General features: G+C 61.9%; 12 protein-coding genes and 5 pseudogenes. 9 read left to right on the top strand and 8 right to left on the bottom strand.

All coding sequences use genetic code 11. The annotated features are described in order from the left end of the window. From Mspo_RS15560 to Mspo_RS15570, 3 genes and pseudogenes are all read left to right on the top strand, one after another. Nucleotides 1-1,665, top strand: a pseudogene (locus Mspo_RS15560) (type I secretion system permease/ATPase); the annotation flags it as partial. After that, nucleotides 1,665-3,116 (top strand): HlyD family type I secretion periplasmic adaptor subunit, encoded by a 1,452-nt coding sequence (locus Mspo_RS15565; RefSeq protein ID WP_244613479.1) that lies wholly within the window; start codon nucleotides 1,665-1,667, stop codon nucleotides 3,114-3,116. The pseudogene Mspo_RS15560 and the gene Mspo_RS15565, both read left to right, overlap by 1 nt. A gap of 192 nt (nucleotides 3,117-3,308) precedes the next feature. Next, on the top strand, nucleotides 3,309-4,637 hold the full coding sequence (locus Mspo_RS15570) for a TolC family outer membrane protein (protein WP_244613480.1): 1,329 nt from the start codon (nucleotides 3,309-3,311) through the stop codon (nucleotides 4,635-4,637). Between the two features lie 111 nt (nucleotides 4,638-4,748). On the opposite strand, the gene Mspo_RS15575 is transcribed toward Mspo_RS15570, so the two are convergent. Continuing rightward, on the bottom strand, nucleotides 4,749-8,012 hold the full coding sequence (locus tag Mspo_RS15575) for a DUF4214 domain-containing protein (protein WP_159731316.1): 3,264 nt from the start codon (nucleotides 8,010-8,012) through the stop codon (nucleotides 4,749-4,751). 471 nt (nucleotides 8,013-8,483) lie between these two features. On the opposite strand from Mspo_RS15575, the gene Mspo_RS19955 reads away from it, so the two are divergent. Next, a complete protein-coding gene (locus Mspo_RS19955; RefSeq protein WP_244613481.1) occupies nucleotides 8,484-8,729 on the top strand; it encodes a hypothetical protein in 246 nt (81 codons plus the stop codon). A gap of 41 nt (nucleotides 8,730-8,770) precedes the next feature. Here the strand turns inward: Mspo_RS19955 and Mspo_RS15585 are convergent. Next, nucleotides 8,771-9,387 (bottom strand): annotated as a pseudogene (locus Mspo_RS15585) (plasmid pRiA4b ORF-3 family protein). Nucleotides 9,388-9,558: 171 nt separating this feature from the next. After that, nucleotides 9,559-9,738, bottom strand: a pseudogene (locus Mspo_RS20305) (DUF6880 family protein); the annotation flags it as partial. Nucleotides 9,739-9,989: 251 nt separating this feature from the next. Between Mspo_RS20305 and repA the strand changes: the two are divergent. The 3 genes from repA to repC all read left to right on the top strand — a co-directional run bounded on the left by repA (nucleotide 9,990) and on the right by repC (nucleotide 13,720). Further along, nucleotides 9,990-11,171, top strand: coding sequence for a plasmid partitioning protein RepA (gene repA / locus Mspo_RS15595; RefSeq protein ID WP_159731322.1), 1,182 nt, complete (start codon nucleotides 9,990-9,992; stop codon nucleotides 11,169-11,171). Nucleotides 11,172-11,242: 71 nt separating this feature from the next. Beyond that, nucleotides 11,243-12,235 (top strand): plasmid partitioning protein RepB, encoded by a 993-nt coding sequence (gene repB / locus Mspo_RS15600; RefSeq protein WP_159731324.1) that lies wholly within the window; start codon nucleotides 11,243-11,245, stop codon nucleotides 12,233-12,235. 150 nt (nucleotides 12,236-12,385) lie between these two features. Next, the gene (gene repC / locus Mspo_RS15605) at nucleotides 12,386-13,720 is read left to right on the top strand and encodes a plasmid replication protein RepC (protein ID WP_159731326.1); all 1,335 of its coding nucleotides are present in this window, start codon (nucleotides 12,386-12,388) and stop codon (nucleotides 13,718-13,720) included. Nucleotides 13,721-13,763: 43 nt separating this feature from the next. Here repC and Mspo_RS15610 read toward each other — a convergent pair whose 3' ends face one another. Further along, nucleotides 13,764-14,699, bottom strand: a complete 936-nt coding sequence (locus Mspo_RS15610; RefSeq protein ID WP_159731328.1) for a recombinase family protein — start codon at nucleotides 14,697-14,699, stop codon at nucleotides 13,764-13,766. Then, nucleotides 14,696-15,799, bottom strand: a complete 1,104-nt coding sequence (fic, locus tag Mspo_RS15615) for a protein adenylyltransferase Fic (RefSeq protein ID WP_159731330.1) — start codon at nucleotides 15,797-15,799, stop codon at nucleotides 14,696-14,698. The genes Mspo_RS15610 and fic overlap by 4 nt, the downstream gene beginning before the upstream one ends. Nucleotides 15,800-16,201: 402 nt before the next feature. Here fic and Mspo_RS15620 point away from each other — a divergent pair, with 402 nt between their 5' ends. After that, entirely contained in the window at nucleotides 16,202-17,317 is a 1,116-nt protein-coding gene (locus tag Mspo_RS15620; protein ID WP_159731332.1) for an RHE_PE00001 family protein, read from the top strand. A gap of 269 nt (nucleotides 17,318-17,586) precedes the next feature. Here the strand turns inward: Mspo_RS15620 and Mspo_RS15625 are convergent. Both Mspo_RS15625 and Mspo_RS15630 read right to left on the bottom strand, forming a co-directional pair. Continuing rightward, nucleotides 17,587-17,733, bottom strand: a pseudogene (locus Mspo_RS15625) (transposase); the annotation flags it as partial. A 72-nt stretch (nucleotides 17,734-17,805) separates the two neighbouring features. After that, a pseudogene (locus tag Mspo_RS15630) lies at nucleotides 17,806-17,931 on the bottom strand (recombinase RecD); the annotation flags it as partial. A 150-nt stretch (nucleotides 17,932-18,081) separates the two neighbouring features. On the opposite strand from Mspo_RS15630, the gene Mspo_RS15635 reads away from it, so the two are divergent. Then, nucleotides 18,082-20,346, top strand: coding sequence for a hypothetical protein (locus tag Mspo_RS15635; RefSeq protein ID WP_159731334.1), 2,265 nt, complete (start codon nucleotides 18,082-18,084; stop codon nucleotides 20,344-20,346). A gap of 216 nt (nucleotides 20,347-20,562) precedes the next feature. Here the strand turns inward: Mspo_RS15635 and Mspo_RS15640 are convergent, their stop codons facing one another. Continuing rightward, entirely contained in the window at nucleotides 20,563-21,534 is a 972-nt protein-coding gene (locus Mspo_RS15640; protein WP_159731336.1) for a hypothetical protein, read from the bottom strand. Between the last annotated feature and the right edge of the window lie 6 nt (nucleotides 21,535-21,540).

Raw genomic sequence — 21,540 nt, forward strand, 5'->3', positions numbered from 1 at the left:
AAACCTTCGTCGTTCTGGCGTCGATCCAGATCGCAATCAGGCGGCTCGCGCGATAGTTGTCTTTTGAGTCAGGTTCTCAGCCACAAAGGCTACGATACTCTGTTCGTGCTCGTCGGCGGATTGGCGGTCATCGGCCTGTTCGACGTCGTCCTGCAATATCTACGCAGCTATGCGCTGTCGCACACGACCAACAGGATCGATGTGGAGCTCGGGCGTCGGCTATTCTTCCATTTGTTCCGCCTGCCGATGAGCTATTTCGAGATTAGGCCCGCCGGCCAAACCGTAGCCCGCGTGCGCGAGCTAGAGACGATTCGTTCCTTTCTGACCGGCCAGGGGCTGTTTTCCGCACTCGATATTCTCTTTACCGTCGTCTTCCTCGTCGTGCTCCTCGCTTATTCCTGGAAGCTCACTCTAATCGTCGTCGGGTCGATCCCGCTATATGTTCTCATCGCCGCACTGGTGCGGCCCGTCCTGCGTGAGACGATCAAGGAGAAATTCAATCGCGGAGCCGAAAGCCAGCAAATGCTGGTCGAGGCGATCGTCGGCGTGCAGACCATCAAGGCTTCGGCCGTGGAGCCGTCCATGCAAGCGCAGTGGGAGGAAAAGCTCGCGGCCTATGTCTCATCCTCCTTCGATGCGGGCCTCATCGGCGCAGGCGGCCAGAACGCGATCCAATACGTGAGCAAGCTCACGAGCGCGGCGCTCCTGCTATTCGGCGCGAAGGCGGTCATCGACGGAGAGCTGTCCGTCGGAGAGCTCGTCGCCTTCAACATGATCGCCGGACAAGTGGCGCAGCCGATCTTGCGGCTCTCGCAAATCTGGCAGGACTTCCAGCAGGTGCAGATATCCATCGACCGGCTCGGCGACATTCTGAATATGCCGACCGAGCCTTTGAATGTCGCACATGGTCATTTGCCGCCGGCCAAGGGCGCGATTCAATTGCGCAATGTCACCTTCCGCTACAGACCCGGCGCGCCCGAAGCGCTGAAGAACGTATCTCTATCGATCCGGCCGGGCGAGGTCGTCGGCGTCGTCGGTCGGTCGGGGTCGGGAAAAACGACGCTCACCAAGCTGGTGCAACGCTTCTATTTGGCCGAGGAAGGGCAAATTCTCGTCGACGGCGTCGACGTCTCGCAGGTCAGTCCCGCTTGGTTGCGCACGCAGATCGGCGTCGTGCTGCAGGAAAATCTTCTGTTCAACCGCTCCATCCACGAAAACATCGCGCTCGCCGACGTGACCATGACGCGCGCCCAGGTGATGGCGGTCGCCAGACTCGCCGGGGCCGACGAGTTCGTGAGCAAGCTGCCGCGCGGCTATGATACCGTGATCGAAGAACGCGGAGCAAATCTCTCGGGAGGCCAACGCCAGCGCATTGCGATCGCGCGGGCGCTCGCCATGAACCCTCCGATCCTCATTTTCGACGAGGCGACCAGCGCTCTCGACTATGAGAGCGAGCGGGTGATCCAGAAAAATATGTTCGAGATCGTCAGAGGCCGCACCGTGATAATCATCGCGCATCGTCTCCAGGCCGTGCGACCGTGCGACAAGATCATCGGAATGCATGAAGGGCGCATCGTCGAAGTCGGAACGCACGACGAGCTGCTGATGAAGAAAGGTCTCTACGCTCATCTCTGGGCGCTGCAGAACGATTTGGCGAGGACGTGATGGCGTCGTGGAAATTCGGCTGGCCGGACATGAGCATCGCCAAATCTCGGCGCGTTCGCTCCGATCTGGAATTCCTGCCGGCCGCGCTCGCCATATTGGAGACGCCGCCGTCGCCGATTCAAATCGGCCTGCTGTGGACGATTTGCCTTTTAGCGACCCTCGCTTTGACCTGGAGCTATTTCGGCCAGATCGACATATTGGCGACGGCGCAGGGCAAAATCCAACCATCCGGCCGGGTCAAGACGATGCAGCCTCTGGAGATCGGCAAGGTCGTCGCGGTTCACGTAGAGAACGGCCGGCGCGTCGCGGCGGGCGACGTTTTGGTCGAGCTCGATCAGACGGAAGCCTTTGCCGACGAGACGTCGTCGCGCGCCGCCCATGCGGCGTCCCGGGCGGAATGGCGGCGTCGGACCGCCGCGATCGCCGCAGCCGAAAGGCGCGATATCACGAGCGCGCCGCAACTCGACTGGCCGGACGACATTCCGGAGAACATAAAGGCGCGAGAGCAGCGCGTTCTCGAGAGCGATCTCTCGCAGCTGAAGGCGGCCGTGCTGAGCTTCGACGCGCAGATCATCGAGAAGCGCGCCGAAGAACAGCGACTCTCGGATACGATTGCCGCGCAGGAGACATTGGTCGAGACCTTGAAGAAGCGGGTCGACATGCGAACCGCGCTGGTTGCGCGTAAGGCGATCGCGCCAGCGAGCCTGCTCGATGCGCAAGAGACGCTGCAGAGCCAACAGACTGCGTTGGCGACGCAGAAAGGCCAGCTGCTCGAGGCGCGCGCAAATATGGACGTGCTGGCGAAGGAGCGCGAGAAGGCTTTCAAGAATTTTATCGCCGACAATGCGCAGAAATTCGCGGAGGCCGGCCGTCAGATCGACGATCTCGAACAGAAGGCGTCCAAGGCCCATGCGAGGACCGGCCATATGACGCTCGTCAGCCCGATCGCCGGCACGGTTCTCGGACTTTCGATCACATCGAAGCATCAGGTCGTCTCGCCGGGCGAGGAGCTCATGCGCATCGTCCCGGACGACGCCGGCCTTGAGATCGAATGCTATGCGGAGAATAAGGACGTCGGCTTCATCGAGGCGGGTCAAAAATCGGTGATCAAGATCGAGTCCTTTCCTTTCACTCGCTACGGATCTCTGGACGGCGTCGTCACGCGCGTAGCGCGTGACGCGATTCCGGAGCCGGACGCGCAGGCGGCCGAAGCCAATCCGGCCAAGTCGCCGAAGGCGAGCTATTTCGGCGGCGCGCAGCGCGTGCAGAATCTGGTATTCCCGGTGAACGTGGCGCCCGAGAGGCAGTTCATGAGCGTGGACGGCATAGATGTTCCCCTCTCGCCGGGAATGTCCGTGTCGGTCGAGATCAGGACCGGCAAGCGGCGCATTCTCGAATATTTGTTCTCGCCGCTGGTCGAGACCGCGTCGCGGGCGTTGCGTGAGAGATGAGAAGGCGGCGTGGCCCGAGGGGTCCTCGTCGAGAGCGGCTAGAGTCGAGAGCGTTGCGTGATGGCGTTTCGAAAATCGATCCGATGTGCGGCGTCGGCCGTCTGTGCTCGTCGAGTTGCATCTGGGCGAGCCCTCTTGCTCGGCGCGGCCCTGGTTGCCTCGCCCGCCGGACACGAGGCGCTGGCGGAAACAATGGAGTCGGCGCTGGCCAAGGCCTATGTCGGCAATCCCGATCTCAACCAGCAGCGCGCCAATGTATGGGCGCGCGACGAGGATGTCGCCAAAGCGGCGGGAGGGATGCGGCCGAAGCTCAACGCCTCCGTCAACGGCGGGCCGCAATTCAATCGGCTGCGGCAGCCGGCCGGCCGCAACAGCTCCAACGAGCGGCTCTACAGCATAGAACAGACGATAGGCGAGCCGCGCGCCGCCGCCTTCGCGCTGTCGCAGCCGCTGTTCGATGGATGGCGCACGGATAATTCCGTCCGTCAGGCCGAGTCGGGCGTCTTCGCCGCGCGGGCGACGATGCGCGTCGCAGAACAGACGACGCTTCAGAACGCCGCGACCGCCTATATGAATGTGTTGCGCGACACGGCGGTTCTCGGCCTGCGCAAGAACAATATCGCGGTCCTGAAAGAGCAATTGCGGGTGACGCGGAATCGGCAGGAACTCGGCGAGCTGAGCCTCACCGACGTGGCGCAGGCGCAGGCTGCGCTTGCCCATGCGGAGATGGAGTTGAGTGCCGCCCAGGGGGCGCTCGAGGCGAGCGCCGCCAATTTCCGTCATGTGATCGGCGTCGAGCCGCATCATTTGGAGCCGGCGGCGACAATCGAGCAGCTGCTGCCGAAATCCTCGAGCGAGGCGATCGGCATCGCACTCGCCGAGCATCCGAGCGTTGTCGCGGCGCAGCATCAGGTCGACGCCGCCGAGTCGGCGGTGAAAGTCGGCGAAGGCGCGCTCCTCCCGACCGTCTCGGCGAACCTGCAGGTCAATCAGCAATATGAATCCTTCTTCAGCATTCCGGGCACGCGGCAGTTCACGGCGCAGGTGAGCGGCGCGCTGAACGTGCCTATTTATCAAGGCGGGGTCGAATATGCGTCGATCCGCCAGGCGAAGGCGCAATTGCGTCAGGCGCGCTTCAACGTCGACCTGCAGCGCGATGCGGCGCGCGCCGCCGTCGTATCGAGCATCAGCCAGTTGAAGACGGCGATCGGCTCGATCGCCGCGGGGCGGGTCGCGGCGAAGGCGGCGGAGGTGGCGCTGAAGGGCGTGCGCGACGAGGCGCAATTGGGCCGGCGCACGACGCTCGACGTGCTCAACGCCCAGCAAGCGCTGCTCAATGCGCGCGTCGATCTGGTGACGGCGCAACGCGACCGCATCGTCGCCGCCTACGCCGCCCTGGCCGCGCTCGGCCGCCTTTCGGCCGAGCGGCTGCGGCTGGAGACGACGATCTATGACCCGGCCCCGCATCTCGAAGAGAGCCGCGGCAAATGGTTCGGGCTGGACGGTCCGGGAGAAAAATAGCGCAGAGCGTTTTCGCAGCTTTCGTGTAGAAAGTCCCGATTACCTCGAAATTCGATGTCGACGGCATTTCTCGTGGGCGTGTCGCCGACACGCCCACGAGGTCGAGAACCATCAGGCAAATTGGAATTGGCTCTGATTGAGGCTCGAAACCGCAACGTTTTTCAACGTGATCGCATCCGCCGCGCTCGCCGTGATCACCGTATCCGCTCCGACCTGCTGCGCCGCACCGATGAGATGCGCCCAGTCGGCGAAGATCGAGCTGTCGATCTGCATCCGATCGCTGCCGTCGAAACCGGAAATCTGATCCTGGCCGAAATTCGCTTCGAAAACGAATATTTCCGAAGAGCCCGTATCGTCGACGGAGTCGTTGCCGGCTCCGAACACGACTTTGTTATTGCTTCCGGAGAGCGTGAGAGCGTCGCCAAATTCGAAAGCGACCGAGTTGCCCGAGCCGTTGAGCGCAGCCTTCGCGCCGCCGCTCATGACGAGCGAGCCGTTGGACATGTTCACGACGTCGCCGGAACCGTTCTGCCCATTCGTTGAGAGCGTGATTTTCGCTCCCGTCTCGCCATAGACCGTATTGGCGTCGCCGACAATGTTCGCATCCACTCCAGCAAAGACAGTGACGGTATTGTTCGAGCCGTTGACGATCGTTCCAGACCCTCCCACCCAGACTCCATCGGAGCTCGCGGAGACTACGTTGTCGTCGCCATATATTCCGAAATTGCTGCCGACGTCTGCGGTAACGACATTGCGCGAACCCATTACCTCCATGCGGGAGTTCGCGAGAAGGTTCACTGACCCGCTCGAAAGATTGACGACATTGCTGGCGCCCCATGCGCCATTGCCGCCGATCGTCAGGACATCGCCGCTCCCGGCGTTGATCGCGTTTCCGCCTCCCGTAACACGAACGATCGCATTCTCCGCGAAATTCAGGGTCTGATAGGACGCAGCGATCGCTTGGCCTGCCTGGGATCCTATATAGGCCAGATGCTCGGCGCTTTCGGCGAGCGCGTAGATCATGTCGCCGCGGCTCACGCTATTATTGTCGAGCATCGACACCCAATCGGAGCTTTCCGTCGCGGTCGGGTTTCGTCCCAAGGAATTCAGATAGATGCGGGCAACGAAATCGGCGTTCGACAAGGCCCCATAGGTCTGGTCGAAAATGCTCGGATTCGAGGTGTAAGGCCATTGAACCGAGACGATATTGTTCGCCAGTCCCGCCTCATTGGCGCCACCGCCGACGATCGCCTGATAGCCGTCCGAAAGCTCGGTGGCGGACGGGTCGCGTCCGAGAGCGGTCTCATACACACGCGTGACCATGTCCTTGGCGAGCTGCTGATCGACGGTATGGTCCGACGCCAAGGACGCCATCGACTGAACGGAATTGTTCGTCGTCGCATGGACGTTTCCGACAAGCACGTGCTCCGCGCTCTCGGAAATCTGAGCCATCACGTCGGCGCGGCTGAGCGCTCCGGCGTTCAATTGACCGAGATAGCCGGTGAGCTCGGCGATAGAAGGAGCGCGGCCGAGCGCATTTTCGAACACGCGTTCGACGAACTGCAGATTCGACAGCCCGCCATAGCGCGTGGAAAACTCGGTCGCGTTCATGAGATCATTCGACAGCTGCGTCGAATTCAACGCATTCGTCGACGAATTGATATATTTGCCGATCAACTCTTTTTCGTCGATCAGCATGTCGCGATCGAAGGCCGAGTCGTACAAGCGCTCCGCCAAATCGAGATACTGTCCCAAAGCGTCGGACTCGATGCGGATCGTTCCAGAAGCGTTCGAGCTTGAGTAGACATATGTGTCGATCTTGTTCTCATCGATCGTGTGCGACGAGGAGCCGATGGTGTTGCCATAGGAGTCTTTCGAGTTCCAATTGTAGCTCCCGGTTCCGTCGCCCAGTTCCGACCTGGTCTGAGTAATTCCGGCCGACGTGTTCATCGTCGTGCTCAGGCCGTCGAAGCTCGTCGTGGTCGTCGCCGTCGACCCGTCCTTGAACGTGATCGTCGAGACCTTGACGCCATCGGCGCCCTCTGTCACCGAGACGGTCTCGACTGTGACATTGTCTCCATCGATATCGATCGTCGTGGTCGCGGACTTGCCGTTGGCGCTCGTGGTGAGGATTGATTTTCCTTTCAGGGCTCCGCCTGCGTAGAAATCGGCGACCTCGCGTGTCACGCTGCCGTCCGCATTCAGCGTCGTCAGGTCGGTCTCTGTCTCGATAGCGGAGCCGAGACCATTCAAGTCGATCTGCGATGTCTCCGACAAGCCATTCGCGCTGATCGTCGTGATGATGCGAGCTCGTAGTGTCCCATTCGAATTGAAATCCGAAGTTGTGACAGTATTACTCCCGTCCGCATTGAGACGCTCCATGCTCGATCGGGACCAATCGACGGTACGATCGCCGTTCGTGTCGATCGCCTCCAGCGCCGTCAGGCCGTTAGCGCTCTCGAGCTTGACGCTTCTGCCCTTCAGGGCGCCGTTGGAATTGGTTTCCCACACGACGCGCCCCGATGCGCCGCTCGCCTCCTGGCGACTATTCTCGAAATGTTCATAAGCGCCGTCGCCATTGGCGTCGCGCGCGAGATTTTGTCTCAGCCCGTCCCAGCTGATGGTCGTCGCCTCCTTTCGACGCAGCGAGCCGTCGAGATTCTTGGCCGTCCGCGTGTCCGCGGTGGCGCCGTCTACCGTGACTGTCGAAACGTCAATCGTATCATAGGTTCCGTCACCATTGACGTCGAACTGATAGCTCGTCGCTAATTTCGATGCATTGATGGTAGTTACGGCCTTGTCGATCAAGATCGGCCCGCTCGACCCGTATAGAAGCATCATCCCAGGATCGGCCGATTGATCAATCACGACCCGCGTTGTCGAACCATCCGAATTATATGTCGTGACGTCGCTCGACGCCAGATTGATGCTTGCGCCGCCGTTGGAGCCCATCCATTGTTTGGAGATGGAGAGGCCATTGGCGCTGACGGTTGTGACGATCTGCTCGCGGATACGTCCAGACGTCGATCCATTATACTGTGTATAGGTTCCGACCCTGCTCCCGTCGCCGTTCAGGACTGTGCCATCGGTCACGGCCTTCACGACGTCGAGCGATTGATAGGGGATCGGAATCCAATATCCTGCCCAAATCCAATTGTAGTGAGTCACCAATTCGCTGAAGGCGGTTTCCCTGGAGAGGCCGTCTGCGCTCTCCGTGGTCGTTCGCTGATTCTTGACGCCGCCGTCGGAGTTGAAATTCGAGATCGTGTCGATCATGGCGCCGTTCGGCTGAATCTGAATGGTCTTGGTCTGATCGTTTGCGCCATTGCCGTCGATATCGTGGTTGATCGTCGTGCTGCGTCGATCCGCGCTCACCGAAGTAATCGTCTGGTCGCGCAAGGAACCATTGCCGTTGTTTCGGCTGACGGTCTCGACATGGCTATTGTCGGCCGCGACGCTGCGTGCATCCGTCGTCGTCAGATCATAGGCGCCGTTTCCATCGAGATCTGCTTGCGTCGTGATCGTCAGTCCGTCGGCGCTACTTCGGCGCTTCTGGGGAAATTAAAAGCGGCATTTACAGCAGCACCGGATCGGCGAGACCGATCATGGCGAGCGGCGGCGGCGCGTCCCAGTTCAGCCGCTGGGCGAGGACGACGGCGGCCGCCCAGAGCGCGAGGGATGTCGCGACGCGCGGGCGACGCTTTCGCGAGAATTTCCTCGGTCTGCGCCGCCGCGGCGAGCGGAGGCCCGAGGCCGACGGGAAGCGTCGCGGCGACGGCGGCCTAATCGCGGGCAGTCAGTTCCAGCCAAGCCGGCGGCGGCGGTCGCTTCGCCGTCGAGCACGGGATGCAGGGCGCGGTCGCGCCAGAGGGCGACGAGACGACCGCCCGGCGTCACCGCACCGGCCAAGGGAGCGGCATGGCAGACGGCATCGCGCAGCGCCGCCTCTCCTCGCGCAAGCGCACCGCCGACGCGGACGGCCGCCGCGCGCAGCGCCAGCCGCTGGCGCAATGCGCCGGTGAAGAGCGGCTCGGCGCGCGCGTGCCGTCACACGACGGTCTTTTCTCAAGGCTCGGCGCCATCAACGCGTGAAGGCACTGGTTGCAAACTCGCGTGCGCGAGCCAGTTTAAAATCACTTCGCTTTTTCCTTCCGCGGTTTCGGCTGATGAAGCCGGCGTTTTACGCCGGGCCGCAGTGCGTTCCGCATGTTCTTATCAACGACCGCGAGATCGAACCACTCCGGGTCGAAATGCCCGCCACACCAAGTCAGCACCTCGCGATATTCCGGGTGCTTCGGGTCAGAAACTATTCCGAGGAAATTCTCATAGCCATATTTTCCGCCGACGTCCTCCGGTGGACGGGCCGGAGCGCCAGCGACGCATGTCGCGTGCTTCGCAGAGACCGGTAGCGTGAGCTTGTTCTCGATCTCGACGGTGTGATCCCAACAGTCTCCAAGTCGTAGCGGTAGCCGAAGGCAAGTCCGTCTTTGCCGGAAAAGTCCGCCAGCCGCACTTCGCGCTCGTCGAACAATCGGGGATCCAAATCCGACCAGCCGTCGTCTTCGACTTCCAAGTCGCCGTAGCGCAGTCCGCCGATCCGAAATTCATGGAGATGGTAGTTCCACCAATTGAAGGCAGCCTGAATCGCGAGATGCAATTGGGGAAGGTTCCAGGAAACGGGAACAATGGGGCGTCGCCAAATCGGCGGCGCGACGCCGGCGATTTCGATTCGAAGCTGAGCCGCGTTCAATTCTTCGAAGGGCTTGACAGACCCGATCTCGCTGTCGATCGACTCTTACATCGCTCGATGCGTGCGCTCCAATGTTCTGCTTCGATATCGCCTTTTGGTCGCGCGGCCAACCGGTCGAGAGGCGCTCAGGCCGTGTTGGACCAGGATGAACTCTTCTTGCCGTGTTTGCCGCGCATCCGCCGTCTCGTGCTTTCCGAAGTCGTCGATATTTGCCGCCAACCCGACGCATTCCAGCAAATGGCGCGCCGGGTGCTTATAGCGGCTGGTTCGACTCTGATCGAGCGCGAATTCGATCATGGCGCGCAACGCCAGCGTCGCCTCCAATGGATGTTTTCCGGCCAAGGAAACTGCGCGTTTCGTTCCCGCGGCATCAACCGATGCGTTGACGGCCGTAAATAGTCGAACAAAGCGCCGCTAATTCAGTTGGGTATGCAGGCCGTCGAAGTTCTTGCGAGCATGGCACGAAAGCCCGAGCGCTTGGAGGTGCATTAGGATTCTGTTAACCCTATTGTTCTTGCCAGCCCAAGAGAATCGCACATAATGGCGCTAAATTCGCGGGAAGGACCTTCCTGGCGCTATTTGACGACACTGGGCAAGAACGCATGCTTCCGACATTCGAGTTCGACGATAAGATACTCGCGCAGGGCGCCGAGATATCGCGGAAGCTCAACCAGCTCCGGCTGGAGAAGTTTCCTCCCAACGCGAAGAAGACCCTTCGTCAATTCTCGATGGCCGAGGTGGCGCACTACCTGGGGGTAAGTCCAAACAATCTGAAGCGGCTTCACCTCGAGAAAAAGGGGCCGGAGCCTACGATCGCTGCCGGGGGCCGTAGGTTCTATCTTGCGGAGCAAATGATCGAGCTGAGGCAATATTTGGACAAGAATGGTCGCTCGGACGCCAAGAAATACGTGCCGCACCGAAAGGTCGGTGAGAAGCTCCAGGTTATCGCGGTGGTGAATTTCAAAGGTGGATCCGGCAAGACAACGACGGCCGCCCATCTCGGGCAACATCTCGCTTTGACCGGGCATCGGACGCTGGTCATCGACTTGGATCCACAGGCGTCTCTTTCCGCACTGCATGGATTCCAGCCAGAAATCGACCGCAACCCATCGCTCTACGACGCCATTCGTTACGACGGGGACAAGAGGCCTATCCATGATGTGATTCTGGCGACGAACTTTCCCTCTCTAGACATCATTCCTGCCAACCTGGAACTGCAGGAATATGAATATACTACGCCGCTCGCAATGCAGGGCTCGAAGGAAGGCAAGCGGTTTTTCGCCCGGCTCGGGAACGCTCTAGAGGAGGTGGACGACCGGTATGACGCGGTCATTATCGACTGCCCTCCCCAGCTCGGATATCTGACCCTGACCGCGCTCGCCGCCGCAACATCCGTGCTGATTACCGTACATCCGCAAATGCTGGACCTGATGTCGATGAGTCAGTTCCTGCTCATGCTCGGCAATATCACCAAGACCATCAAGCAGGTCGGGGCTCGCGTGCAGATGGACTGGTTGCGATACCTCATCACCCGTTACGAACCGACGGATGTTCCTCAAGCTCAAATGCTCGGGTTCATGCAATCCATGTTGGCCGAGGAAATTCTCAAGAGCCCGATGCTCAAGTCGACAGCAATCTCCGACGCTGGGCTTACGAAGCAGACGTTGTATGAAGTCGACAGAGCGAATTTCAATCGCGACACCTACGATCGAGCGATTGAATGCATGGATGCCGTCAATTTTGAAATCCAAGGCCTCATTCACCAGGCGTGGGGGAGGTTCTGATGTTGACGGCCGTAAAATCAGCGCAAACTCGATTTGCTTTCAATCAACTAGATCAGTGAGGAGGATGAATCGTGGCTCGAAAAAACCCATTCGCCAACCTCATGGATCAGGGTGGCATGGAAGAAAAGGCCCCTGCCCTCGACTATGCGTTGAAAGGCGCATCTCGTTCGATTTTGAGCTCTATCGACGAGTTGGCTGCCCGAGCGGACAAGCTCATGGAAGGCGAGACGGTGGTCGAGCTCGATCCCGACGTCGTCGACGTTTCGTTTGTGCGTGATCGGCTCGATGTGGATGATCGAGAGTTCGATGAGCTTCTGGCCGCTATTCGTGAGCGCGGGCAGGATTCTCCGATCCTAGTTCGACCAAATCCTTCTAAGCCTGGTCGCTATATGATCGTATTCGGCCATAGGCGCGCGCGGGTAGCAAAGATACTCGAGCGAAAAGTTCGCGCCGTAATCAAGGACCTTGGGGATCGGGAACACGTCGTCGCTCAAGGGCAGGAAAACTCAGCCAGAGCAAACCTGTCTTTCATCGAGAAAGCGCTCTTCGCCGCAAAGCTCTCGCAGCTGCGTTATGACGACGACAACTCGACGATCCTCACCGCTCTTGCAATCGACCGAAGCACGCTTTCCAAAATGCTCTCGGTTGCGAGCTTGCCCCAGAGAGTCCTAGAAGCGATTGGGCCGGCAAAGGGAATTGGACGGGATCGTTGGTATGAACTTAAGGCGCTTCTCGAAAGGCCCGGTTCGATCGATGGCGCGCTAGCGGCCATCGAGGACACTAGCTTTTCTGGCCTTCCCAGCGACAAGAGATTCAACGTTATTGTGGCTCGGCTCAAATCAAAAAAGTCGATGAACCGCGTAAGAAACGGACACCAGCTGCAGTGGGCTTCCGAAGATGGATTGTTGGCCGCTGAAATGAAGGCCGAGGGTAAGCGGTATACGGTATCGCTAAAAGCGAAAGGCCCTGACGCAAAAGCGTTCGGAGAATATCTGTCAGAACGACTGGCCGAAATGTATCAGGCGTTTAGGCAGGAAAAGACAATCGTCAATAACGGAGATTGACCCGCAAAAGAAAAAGGCCCCCGAAACGTAACGTCCCGGAAGCACTTCTCAAAGTTCGCACCTAAGAGAATCACACTTCCGCGAATCGCTGTCAAGAGTCGGCGCCGTTTCGGTGAGCAGATTTTTTTTGCCTGAACGAGGCAAAGGATCATGCAGACACATCCAACGACGCCCTTCGGGCGGCGGCCGCTGTCGCTCGCCATGGTGGCGAGCCAGACCGCGACCGAGAATTTTGCGGCAAAGCCGGACTCTTTCGAGACTATCGTCCACAAATGGCGGCTGTTTCGGGCGCTTACCGAGGCCAAAGAGCTGCTCGGCGTCACCGAGCGCGCGCTGTCCGTGTTGCACGCGCTGCTGAGCTTCCACCAGGAGACCGCTCTAAGTCTGCCGGTGAGCGATTCGAAGCCGGCCGAAGCGGGCTCCGCCAGCGCCGGCATCGTCGTGTTTCCGTCGAATAAAGAACTGTCGATCCGTGCCCATGGCATGGCGCCGGCGACGCTGCGGAGGCATCTCGCCTGCCTCGTCAACGCCGGACTGATCATTCGCCGCGATTCCCCGAACGGCAAACGTTTCGCCCGAAAAGGGCAGGGGGGAGCCATTGAGAACGCTTTCGGCTTCGACCTCGCGCCGCTCGTCGCGCGTTCGAGCGAAATCGAAAACCTTGCCGAAGAGGTGCGGGCCGAGAATCGCGCGATCGCGCTGCTGCGGGAAAAGATCACGCTCACCCGACGCGACATCGTCAAAATGATCGAGACTGGATTGGGGGAGGGCGTTTCGGGCGACTGGGAGGGCGCGCACCAGCGCTATGCCGCGCTCTCGGGGCGTTATGTGCGGGGGCTTTCCCGCGCCGACTTGGAGGCTCTTGCGGGCGAACTGACCGTGTTGGCGGCTGAAATCCACAAGCTGCTGGAAACGCACATAAAAGCTCAGAATTTGAGCGGCAATGAGTCTCAAACTGAGCGCCACATACAGAATCAAACCACAAACTCATCTGATCTTGAACCTAGCCTTCAAGAAGGCAGGGTCGATCCGCCCGAGCCAAATCTCGAAGAGGGTAGGGAGCCGATCGAGCGAGTCCCTGGAATATCTTCGGATCGTTCTCGGACTGTTGATCCGAGGCCACAGCTTCGAACCTATCCTCTCGGTATGGTGCTGGACGCCTGTCCAGACATCGTCGATTACGGCAAGGGCGGCGAGATTTCCTCGTGGCGTGATCTGGCGACGGCCGCTGAGACGGTGCGGTCGGCGCTCGGCGTTTCGCCAGACGCTTGGGCGCAGGCCTTGGAGGTCTTGGGCGAGCATGACGCCTCGATCATCATCGCCGCGATCCTGCAACGCGGCGATGAGATCAAGAGCGCCGGCGGTTATCTCCGCGTCCTGACCGAAAAGGCGAGGGCAGGGGAGTTCTCGCTCGGGCCCGTGCTGATGGCGCTGTTGCGCGGCAAGGCCGCAAAGGCGGCGCGAGAGCGTAGGAAAATGGGTTGACGTGGGGATGGATCTTTCGGACGAGCCTCGGCAGTCCGCTCGATCACGCCGTTTCGGCGTCGAGCAATCGGAGCTTTTCCGCGCGGTCGAGCAGGCTTTTGACGGAGGAGGGGGACCAGCGCGTTCCGCCGCGCGGCGTGCGCTCATACATGGCTTCGAGCTGCGCGCCGATTTGCGCGAGCGTCAGATCGGAATTGGCGCGTTTGATTCCGGCGACCAGTGTCACCAGTCGTTCGCTGCTGACTTTTCGGCTGGCGGCTTGATGAAGGAGGCTGGGCTCGATCAAGCCCTCGGCGACAAAGCACTTGACCGCGCGCTTCAGGCGCTCGACGGTCCATTGGGGCAGGGGAGTGCCGCTGGCGCTATCGCGCTTGGCGTTGAGCACGCGCACGACATCCTGCCAGCGGTGATCCGGGCGCATTTGCCGGACGACTGGCAGCCAATGTTCGGCTGTTCGATTGACGCGCTCGAAATAGCGAGCCGCCTTGGCGTCGACGATGTGCTGGATGGCGTCGCGGTCGCCGGCGCGAAGCTTGGGATTACCGCCGATGCGGCCTCGCTTCCTGGCGGCGCGCAAGCCGTCTTTGGTGCGCTCCTGGATCAGGGCGCGCTCCAATTCCGCCACGGCGCCGAGGACCTGCAGGGCGAAACGGCCCTGCGGCGTCGTGGTGTCGATCGGATCGGCGAGCGATTTGAAATGCGCGCCCTTGGCGTCGAGCTCGGCGATCACGGTCAGGAGATGCGACAGTGACCGGGCCAAACGGTCGAGCCGTGCGACGACCAACACGTCGCCGCGGCGCACCCGCGCCAGCGCCTTGGCCAGTTCCGGCCGCGAGGCTTTCGCCCCCGACATATGCTCGCGAAAAATCTCGACGCAGCCGGCCGCCTTCAGCACATCGGTCTGGGCATCCGTGACCTGGTCCTCGGTCGAGACGCGGGCGTAGCCGATCAGCCGTCCCTTAACGTTCGAATCCGTCATCGGGAGAGGACTTCCGATCCACCGCGGTCGGAGAGAAGCGTCAGCAGGGCAGGGTTCGTGTAAACTTTCTCCCTGCCAGCTTCAATTTCCCGGAGAATCCCGAGAGCCACGAGCGCTTTCAGATAAACGGAGGCGGATTGGCGCTTGGCGACGCCAGCGGCGACCAGATCAGCGATTCGGCAATAGGGATTGACGAATATGATCTCCGCCAATTCGCGAGAATAGATCTTCGGCAAGTCGCGCCGAACACGTTCGGCAGTCCCGTCGAGCAGGCTACGGATCGCCCAGATTTTGGCTGTCGACCATGTCGCGGTTTCGCGTATGGCGGCGAGCATGAACAAAATCCACGGCTCCCACGCGTCATTCGTCGTGACGGCGAGCAGGCCATCGTAGTAGGAGTTCTTATTATCAATGATGTAGCGGCTCAAATACAGGACTGGGATGTCGAGCAGTTCCTGTTCGACGAGGAAAAGCAGATTGAGAACTCGGCCAGTGCGACCGTTGCCGTCGGTGAACGGATGGATCGCTTCGAACTGGTAATGCACGATGGCGAGCCGGATCAGCGGATCGACGCCGTCATCCGCGTGGATGTAGCGCTCCCAATTGGCGAGTTTGTCGCGCAGAAGTTCGGCTCCTTCGGGGGGAGTGTAGACCACTCGGCCGGTCGCCTCATTCAGCAGCGCCGTGCCCGGGGTGGCGCGGATATCGAGGTCCACTCCTTTGATGGTTCGACATATCTCGATGGCGCTCCGCGTCGAAAGCGGGCGATCCTTCAGACTCTCGAAGCCCTGATAAAGCGCCGTGCGATAGCGGAGCGCCTCCTTGGTCGCGGCGTCGACGCCGGTTTCCGGCCGGTTGGCGAAACGGAAGAGCCGGTCCGCGGTCGTGACGATGTTTTCGATCTCGGAGCTTGCTTGCGCTTCGAGGAGCGGAATCGAATTTATCAGAACCGACGGGTTGGGGATTAGCCGCCCAGAGATCTTGAGCTCCGCCAGCGCCGCCCGGGCCCCGACGCAGGCCTTGAGAACGGCCTTGGTCTCGACGTCCTGGCGCGGCGGCAGAGCCGGAAGGTCATTGTAAGGGCGCGCAGGGTCGAACATGTCGATGAAGCCTCGGTCGATCGACAGATTGTCCCCGACATGTCGATGAGATCGACAAATGCCGAAAACGTGTCGATGATTCTGAATTCTATCGACATATAAGCTCCGGCGCAACACATCTATACACAGTCATAAGCTACTAAAAATCGGTCGTTTTAAAGCGCCTCCGAAGGCCGAAGTTCACCGCGGCCTCATAGGAGCGAGTAGGAGAAAGGCCCGAAAAGCAGCGCTTTTCGTCGATTTGCGGGCCGAAAGCTCGCCTCCAAATCCGTTCCGAGGCTTGCTTTTGGCGGCCGCGGCCAGGCATTTCCATCCGGTCGGCGAAAGAGAAAAAAGCATCTCCTATCGCTCAAGCTAATTCCGAGATAGCTTGATAATTGTGTTGAGTCGCGCGGAATTAAAATGGGTTTAGGTCTTCCCTCCTCTGTTTCATTCGAGCGCCTGCAAGCGCCCTTCGAGAGCGCGTCGGACGCCCTCGCGCGTTTCGACGAGCGGCTTCGCTCCAGTCCCCTCGCCGAAGCGTTCGTTCTTCGCGCGCACTTCCACGATGCCTGCGCCGCCTTGTGGCGCGCGGGCGAATTCGTGCAGCTCGAAGACCTCGTGCTTCATGACGCTGGAACGGACGTGCGCACGCCGACGCACGAACTCGTGCGAGCCCATGCCATTCTGCTGACGCGCCGTCGCATAGCCGATTGCGAACCGGCGTGGGCGTTGACGACCGATGGCCTCGCCAGTCTACGTGGCGCTTGGAGACCACAAAGCGTGGCGTGCAAGCCGACCAATGCTTCGTGCGCCATGGACGAAGCGGCGGACGGGGAGCTGGATGATGAGGACGGCGAGACGATCAGTACAGGAGAATTCGCTGAAATCGATGAATTGCTGGCGCGAACGTCACGTGTGATAGAGCGATCCCAGCCGGCTCCGCTGAAGCGGGACGACTCTGGTTTGGTCTACGACGAAGATTGGGACGAGGAGGCCCGCCTCGCGGAGTGGCGCGAGCGTCTGGGCCGCACCCAGAACCTTCCGCCTTTGATGGCGGCGAGCGTCGCGCTCGATGCTTGGGAGGAGATCGAGCCGTTACAACGCAGCGCTTGGCTCGGCCCCTTGCTCGCCGCGGCCTTGCTACGCGCCCGCGGAAAGACGCGGCACTGTCTCACAGCGCTGCATTCGGGATTTCGACAGGCCAAATATCGCCGAGTTGGACGAGATGATTTTGAGTCTCGATTGGTCACGTTCGCCTGTGCGATCGAAACCATGGCGAAGGCGGATTCGAAGGAACTCGACAGATTAACGCTCGCGCGCGAGCTCCTGCTGCGAAAATGCAAAGGCCGAAGAGCGAATTCGAGAATGACGCAGCTCGTCGATTTGTGTCTTGCTTCGCCGGTCGTCACCGTCCCTTTTGCCGCCAAGGAACTTCGGGTCTCTCAACAAGCCGCCACCACGATGATCGGCGAACTCTCGTCGAACCTTCGCGAGTTGACCGGGCGTGGGCGATACAGGGCTTGGGCTGTTGTCTGAGGGAAGGGAACGCAATAGTCGCGCGCGTCGCCGGCGAGATCATGCTGGCCGACGCCGATTGGAGTAGACGGTGCGTTCCGCTCAGGCGTCCCTACGACATCGTCTGAATGGCGGTAGAAGACGAGGGGGTGCTGCTGCGCCCGAGTGTCATTCGGCGCGCCACGTTGACCCCCAATCGGCGTGGAGGCCACAAGAATATACAGGAGCAATCAACGGCTTAGTTTTGTGCCCCCTTGCCGATTAGGGGTCAAGGGGTCGAGCCGATTCACACCCGTTCGCACGATCCATAAGACGCCTTCGACGAACATACGATTGTCGCGGCCCGTCGAACCCCGTTGATCCGGCCTGCCGATAATTAAGCCCGATATCCGCTCCCATTGCTGATCGTTCAGCACCAGCCGATCCATGACTCCCAAGGCTCTCCTCCCAAAGAAAGCCTTGAATCAAATTTTCGCAAAAAAGGGAATCCCAAGAGTCCACAGCTCCTAGGACTTGTGGATCGTCGTCGCATAGGCCGGAATCAGGGCGTCGAGCTCGCCGAACGGATATTCCACCTCTAGACCATCGAAGTTCGCGACGAGCGCGCCCTCGACCTCGTCGATGCGCGTAACTGTGGGCGACGCCGCGCCCAGGACCAAGCCCGCGCCCGAAATCGGCGCGGAAACAGCGTCGAACGGCGACGACGCGCCGGCGAGTTCGAGCATTCCCGGCGCTATGCTAAGTCTGGCTTCGACGCAGATGCGGAGCGCGCGAGGGAGCCGGGCATGGCCGACGTCAATTCGATTCGACCGGACGCCGTCGTCGAGGCGGCGCCTGAGCCGGACGAGACAATTGCGCCCGCGCCCGCGCCCGCGACGGAAGAGCAGCAGAATCCGCCGCGCCGCGCGCTCGCGCGCATCCGTGCGCTGATCGCCACGCCGCCGACAATCGACATAAGCCGCGTCGCCGCCATCGTCGTCGTTCCAGTGTTCTGCTGGGTGTTCTTCACCACATCGAGCGGCATGATCGACATCATGCGCCGCGAGTCGAGCGACCTCGTCGGCGTCGTCGGCGCGATCATCGGCACATCGGCCATACTCGTCATGCTGGCCGCGACGAGCTGGTCGCTCGGCGCCGATCTCGGCGCGCTGATCGCGCGGCGGCAGATCTTCGGCGAGCGCATGCTCGTCAAGACGAGCGTCACGGCGAGCGTCTATCTCTTCGTCTTCTCCATCTCGGCCTTCTTCTCCTTCACCTACTACTACACGAACATATTCCGGCTCTCGTCGAAGAAGATGGTGGCCGAGCTGCAGCCCATGGAGCTCGCCGCCGACGTGCTGCTGCCGGCCGCCACGGCGGCGGCGGCCGATTACGACGCCGAGACGGCGCGCCTCAATGCGACGGCGGGCATGCGCGCCTATCAGGCTTCGCTCGAGGCCGTGCTGCAGGCGGCCAATGGCGCCACGGCGAGCCTGCGCGACGGGCTGGAGAAAAGTCGCGAGGAGCGCCGGCGCGCGGCCTCCGAGGTCGCCCGCAAGCGCGCCTCCGAGATCGAGGAGGCGCAGGCGGCGGCGCGGCAATTGGCGGAGACGCGCGCCAGGCTCGCCACGCTCGAGCATGCCGCCGCCGATCTCGAGCCGATCATCCGCGCCAAGCAGGACGAGATCGTCGCGCTCACCTCGACGGCGCGCCAGGAGGACCAGCTCGCCGTCGACGCGTCGAAGGGCCTCGACGGGCTCGGCGCCGCCTGCGGCGCTAATTGCGAGTCGCATCGCGGCAAGGCCAATGCGGCGCGCAAGCGCATTCAGACGATACAGGACACGCTCGCGGCGCCGACCGGTCGCCGCGACGAGGCGATCCGGCAGCGCGATATGCTCGCGGCGCAGATCGTCACGCTGCGGCAGAAGGCGGAGAGCGCGCCCTCCGCGCACGCCGCCGCCGCTGTCGCGGAGGAAGAGCCCGCCGATATCGCGAGCGCCGCGCGCCGCCTCGCCCTCGCGCGCGATCTCATTCGCGCCGATCCGAGCTGGGCGAGGATTCGCGAGGCCAAGCCCGTCTGCGAGGCGATCGTCGCGGCCATGCGGGCCGCGGGCGTCACGCATGGCGGCGTCGCCGCCGAATTCGACTGCGAGCCCGCGGGCGCCGAGACGCGCGACCGGCTCACGACGCGCGACGAGACGATCGCCGGCCGCGCCGCCTTCGAGCGCAAATGCTCGCTCGACGGCGAGATTCGCGGCGAGATGAGCGCCATCGCCGCGCGCATCCGCAACGCGGCCGACGCCGACAAGGCCGCCGCCGCCGGCGGCTTCGAGGACGCCAAGAAGATCGTCGATGATTGCATCGTGATGGCCAAGGCGGCCGGCCTGACGGAAGCGGAGGTGCGGAGCCATCTCGAGCGCAGCGACATCTTCCTGCGCACGCACAGCATGGAGCGCAATCGCTTCGAGCTGGCGCGCGAGGCCTTCGTCGGCCTGACGCCGGACGCAACCATGGCGATCGGCGTGGCCGTGGCGCAGGACGCCTTCATGTTCGTAATGAAGCTGCTGTCGGAAATCTTCAAGGCGCGCGAATCGCAGTCGCGCGCGCCGCCGCCGGCTCTGCCCGCGCTCGATGTCGCGGACAGCGACGGTGAGGCCGCGGATCTGCGCCTGATGAAGGCGCTGCTGCGGCTCTCGCGGCCGCGCCCGGGCGGCCGCAGCGCCTTCGACGCGGCCGAGATCGCCGATCTGCCGATCGATGTGCGCAGCAATATCATCGGCTTGCTGAACCGGCTGGTGCGGGAGGGAATAGCGAGCCTCGACCGCAAGGGCGTCTACCTGCTCGATAATCGCACGCTGGTCGAGGTGGAGGCGAAGCTCTCGCACGCGCTGAAGCGCGCGTCGCGCGGCTCCGTCGCGGCGGAGGTCGCCGCGCTCACCGCCGAGCTCGGCGCCAGGGACGGATCGGCGCGCGGCTTTTGGCGCCGCCGGCGCAGCGCGCTCGACCGCTATCTGACGCCGCGCGCCGCCCCGCCCGTCGAGGCCGAAAGCGAGGAAGCGGCCGCCAAATAAACGCTTCAGCCCCAAGCGAGACTCTCGCCGCACGTCCTTCTCTTGCTTGCGGGAGAAAGAGCACGCCCTTGTGTCGAGGCTTCTCTGATTCCCTTATTTCGCAGCCACGCCGAAGCCCCTGTCTCGAAGAGTCGCCCTTTAGAACGTCCTTCGAGGCTTTTTGCATTCCGCAAAAAGCGCCTCAGGACGAGGGGTTGAATTTCGCATCGAAGGCGATCATCCGGCGAGCGTCGATGCGTCGATCTGCGCGAAGGAGAACATGAAGGCGTTCTCGAGATCGAAGGCGGCGTAGAGAAACGGATCGGCGGTCAGAAAGGGCCGCCAGAATTCGTTGAAGCCGCGTCTTCCGTCCACGCCGGCGCGGCGGAAGCGCTTGTCGCCGCGAATGTGCGGATCGATGTTCGGGTTCTGAAAGCCCTTCACGAATCCATGGGCCGAGAACACGGTGAAGCGCACCGCCGCGCGCCCGGAGGTCTCCAGCGCGCGCAGGCCGTCGCTCCATGACGAGGCGCGCAGTGCGCCGCGCAGCACATGGAGCGCCACGGCGGGATCGCAGGCGTAGGTGAAGGCGCTGGGGCCGAGCCGGACGAACAGCCGCTCATAGTGCGAGAAGGCGACGACGACGCGCTTGGCGCGGCAATCGGCGGCGAAGGCCAGCCGCTCGACGAGGCGGGCGAGATTGCCGATCCAGCCGCTGTCCTCGAAGCGCGTCATCGGCAGCACGAGGAGGATGGCGTCCGCCTCCGCGAGCTTCTTGACGAAATCGTCGCGCAGCTCGCGCGAGGCCTCTTGCGACGCCGACTCGTCGGCGATAGAGGCGGCGCCCGCCGCGTCGATGATCCTGGCCAGGGCCGGCCTTCGCTCGGCGAGCGGCGGCGACGCCTCGCCGTTCAGCGTCATGCGGAAGAAATATTCGTGCAGGCGCGTCGCCTCGGTCGGCGCGCCGCCTTCGGCGAAATCGCGACGCAGCCGCTGATACTCGTCGGCGCCGGTGTCGAGAATATCGAGCCGCGACGCTTCGGAATCGAGCCCGTGGAAAGCGGCGCGCGTGATGGACTGCGCCGCCGGCCGCAGCTCGGCCGGATAGCCATGGGCGTTCTGCACGATGCAGTCGGTGAAGGTCGCGAGCGCGGCGGATTTGCCGCCGCCGCGCGGTCCGACCAAGCATAATGTGAGCTTCTGCGTCATAGGGTC

Source organism: Methylosinus sp. Ce-a6 (assembly GCF_009811655.1).
GTDB lineage: Bacteria > Pseudomonadota > Alphaproteobacteria > Rhizobiales > Beijerinckiaceae > Methylosinus.

What these genes read in the sequence shown, in the direction of transcription:
- Mspo_RS15565 (WP_244613479.1), top strand. Translation starts at nt 1,665, where the DNA reads ATGGCGTCGTGGAAATTCGGCTGGCCGGACATGAGCATCGCCAAATCT.
- Mspo_RS15570 (WP_244613480.1), top strand. Translation starts at nt 3,309, where the DNA reads ATGGAGTCGGCGCTGGCCAAGGCCTATGTCGGCAATCCCGATCTCAAC.
- Mspo_RS19955 (WP_244613481.1), top strand. Translation starts at nt 8,484, where the DNA reads ATGCAGGGCGCGGTCGCGCCAGAGGGCGACGAGACGACCGCCCGGCGT.
- repA (WP_159731322.1), top strand. Translation starts at nt 9,990, where the DNA reads ATGCTTCCGACATTCGAGTTCGACGATAAGATACTCGCGCAGGGCGCC.
- repC (WP_159731326.1), top strand. Translation starts at nt 12,386, where the DNA reads ATGCAGACACATCCAACGACGCCCTTCGGGCGGCGGCCGCTGTCGCTC.
- Mspo_RS15610 (WP_159731328.1), bottom strand. Translation starts at nt 14,699, where the DNA reads ATGACGGATTCGAACGTTAAGGGACGGCTGATCGGCTACGCCCGCGTC.
- fic (WP_159731330.1), bottom strand. Translation starts at nt 15,799, where the DNA reads ATGTTCGACCCTGCGCGCCCTTACAATGACCTTCCGGCTCTGCCGCCG.
- Mspo_RS15620 (WP_159731332.1), top strand. Translation starts at nt 16,202, where the DNA reads ATGGGTTTAGGTCTTCCCTCCTCTGTTTCATTCGAGCGCCTGCAAGCG.
- Mspo_RS15635 (WP_159731334.1), top strand. Translation starts at nt 18,082, where the DNA reads ATGGCCGACGTCAATTCGATTCGACCGGACGCCGTCGTCGAGGCGGCG.
- Mspo_RS15640 (WP_159731336.1), bottom strand. Translation starts at nt 21,534, where the DNA reads ATGACGCAGAAGCTCACATTATGCTTGGTCGGACCGCGCGGCGGCGGC.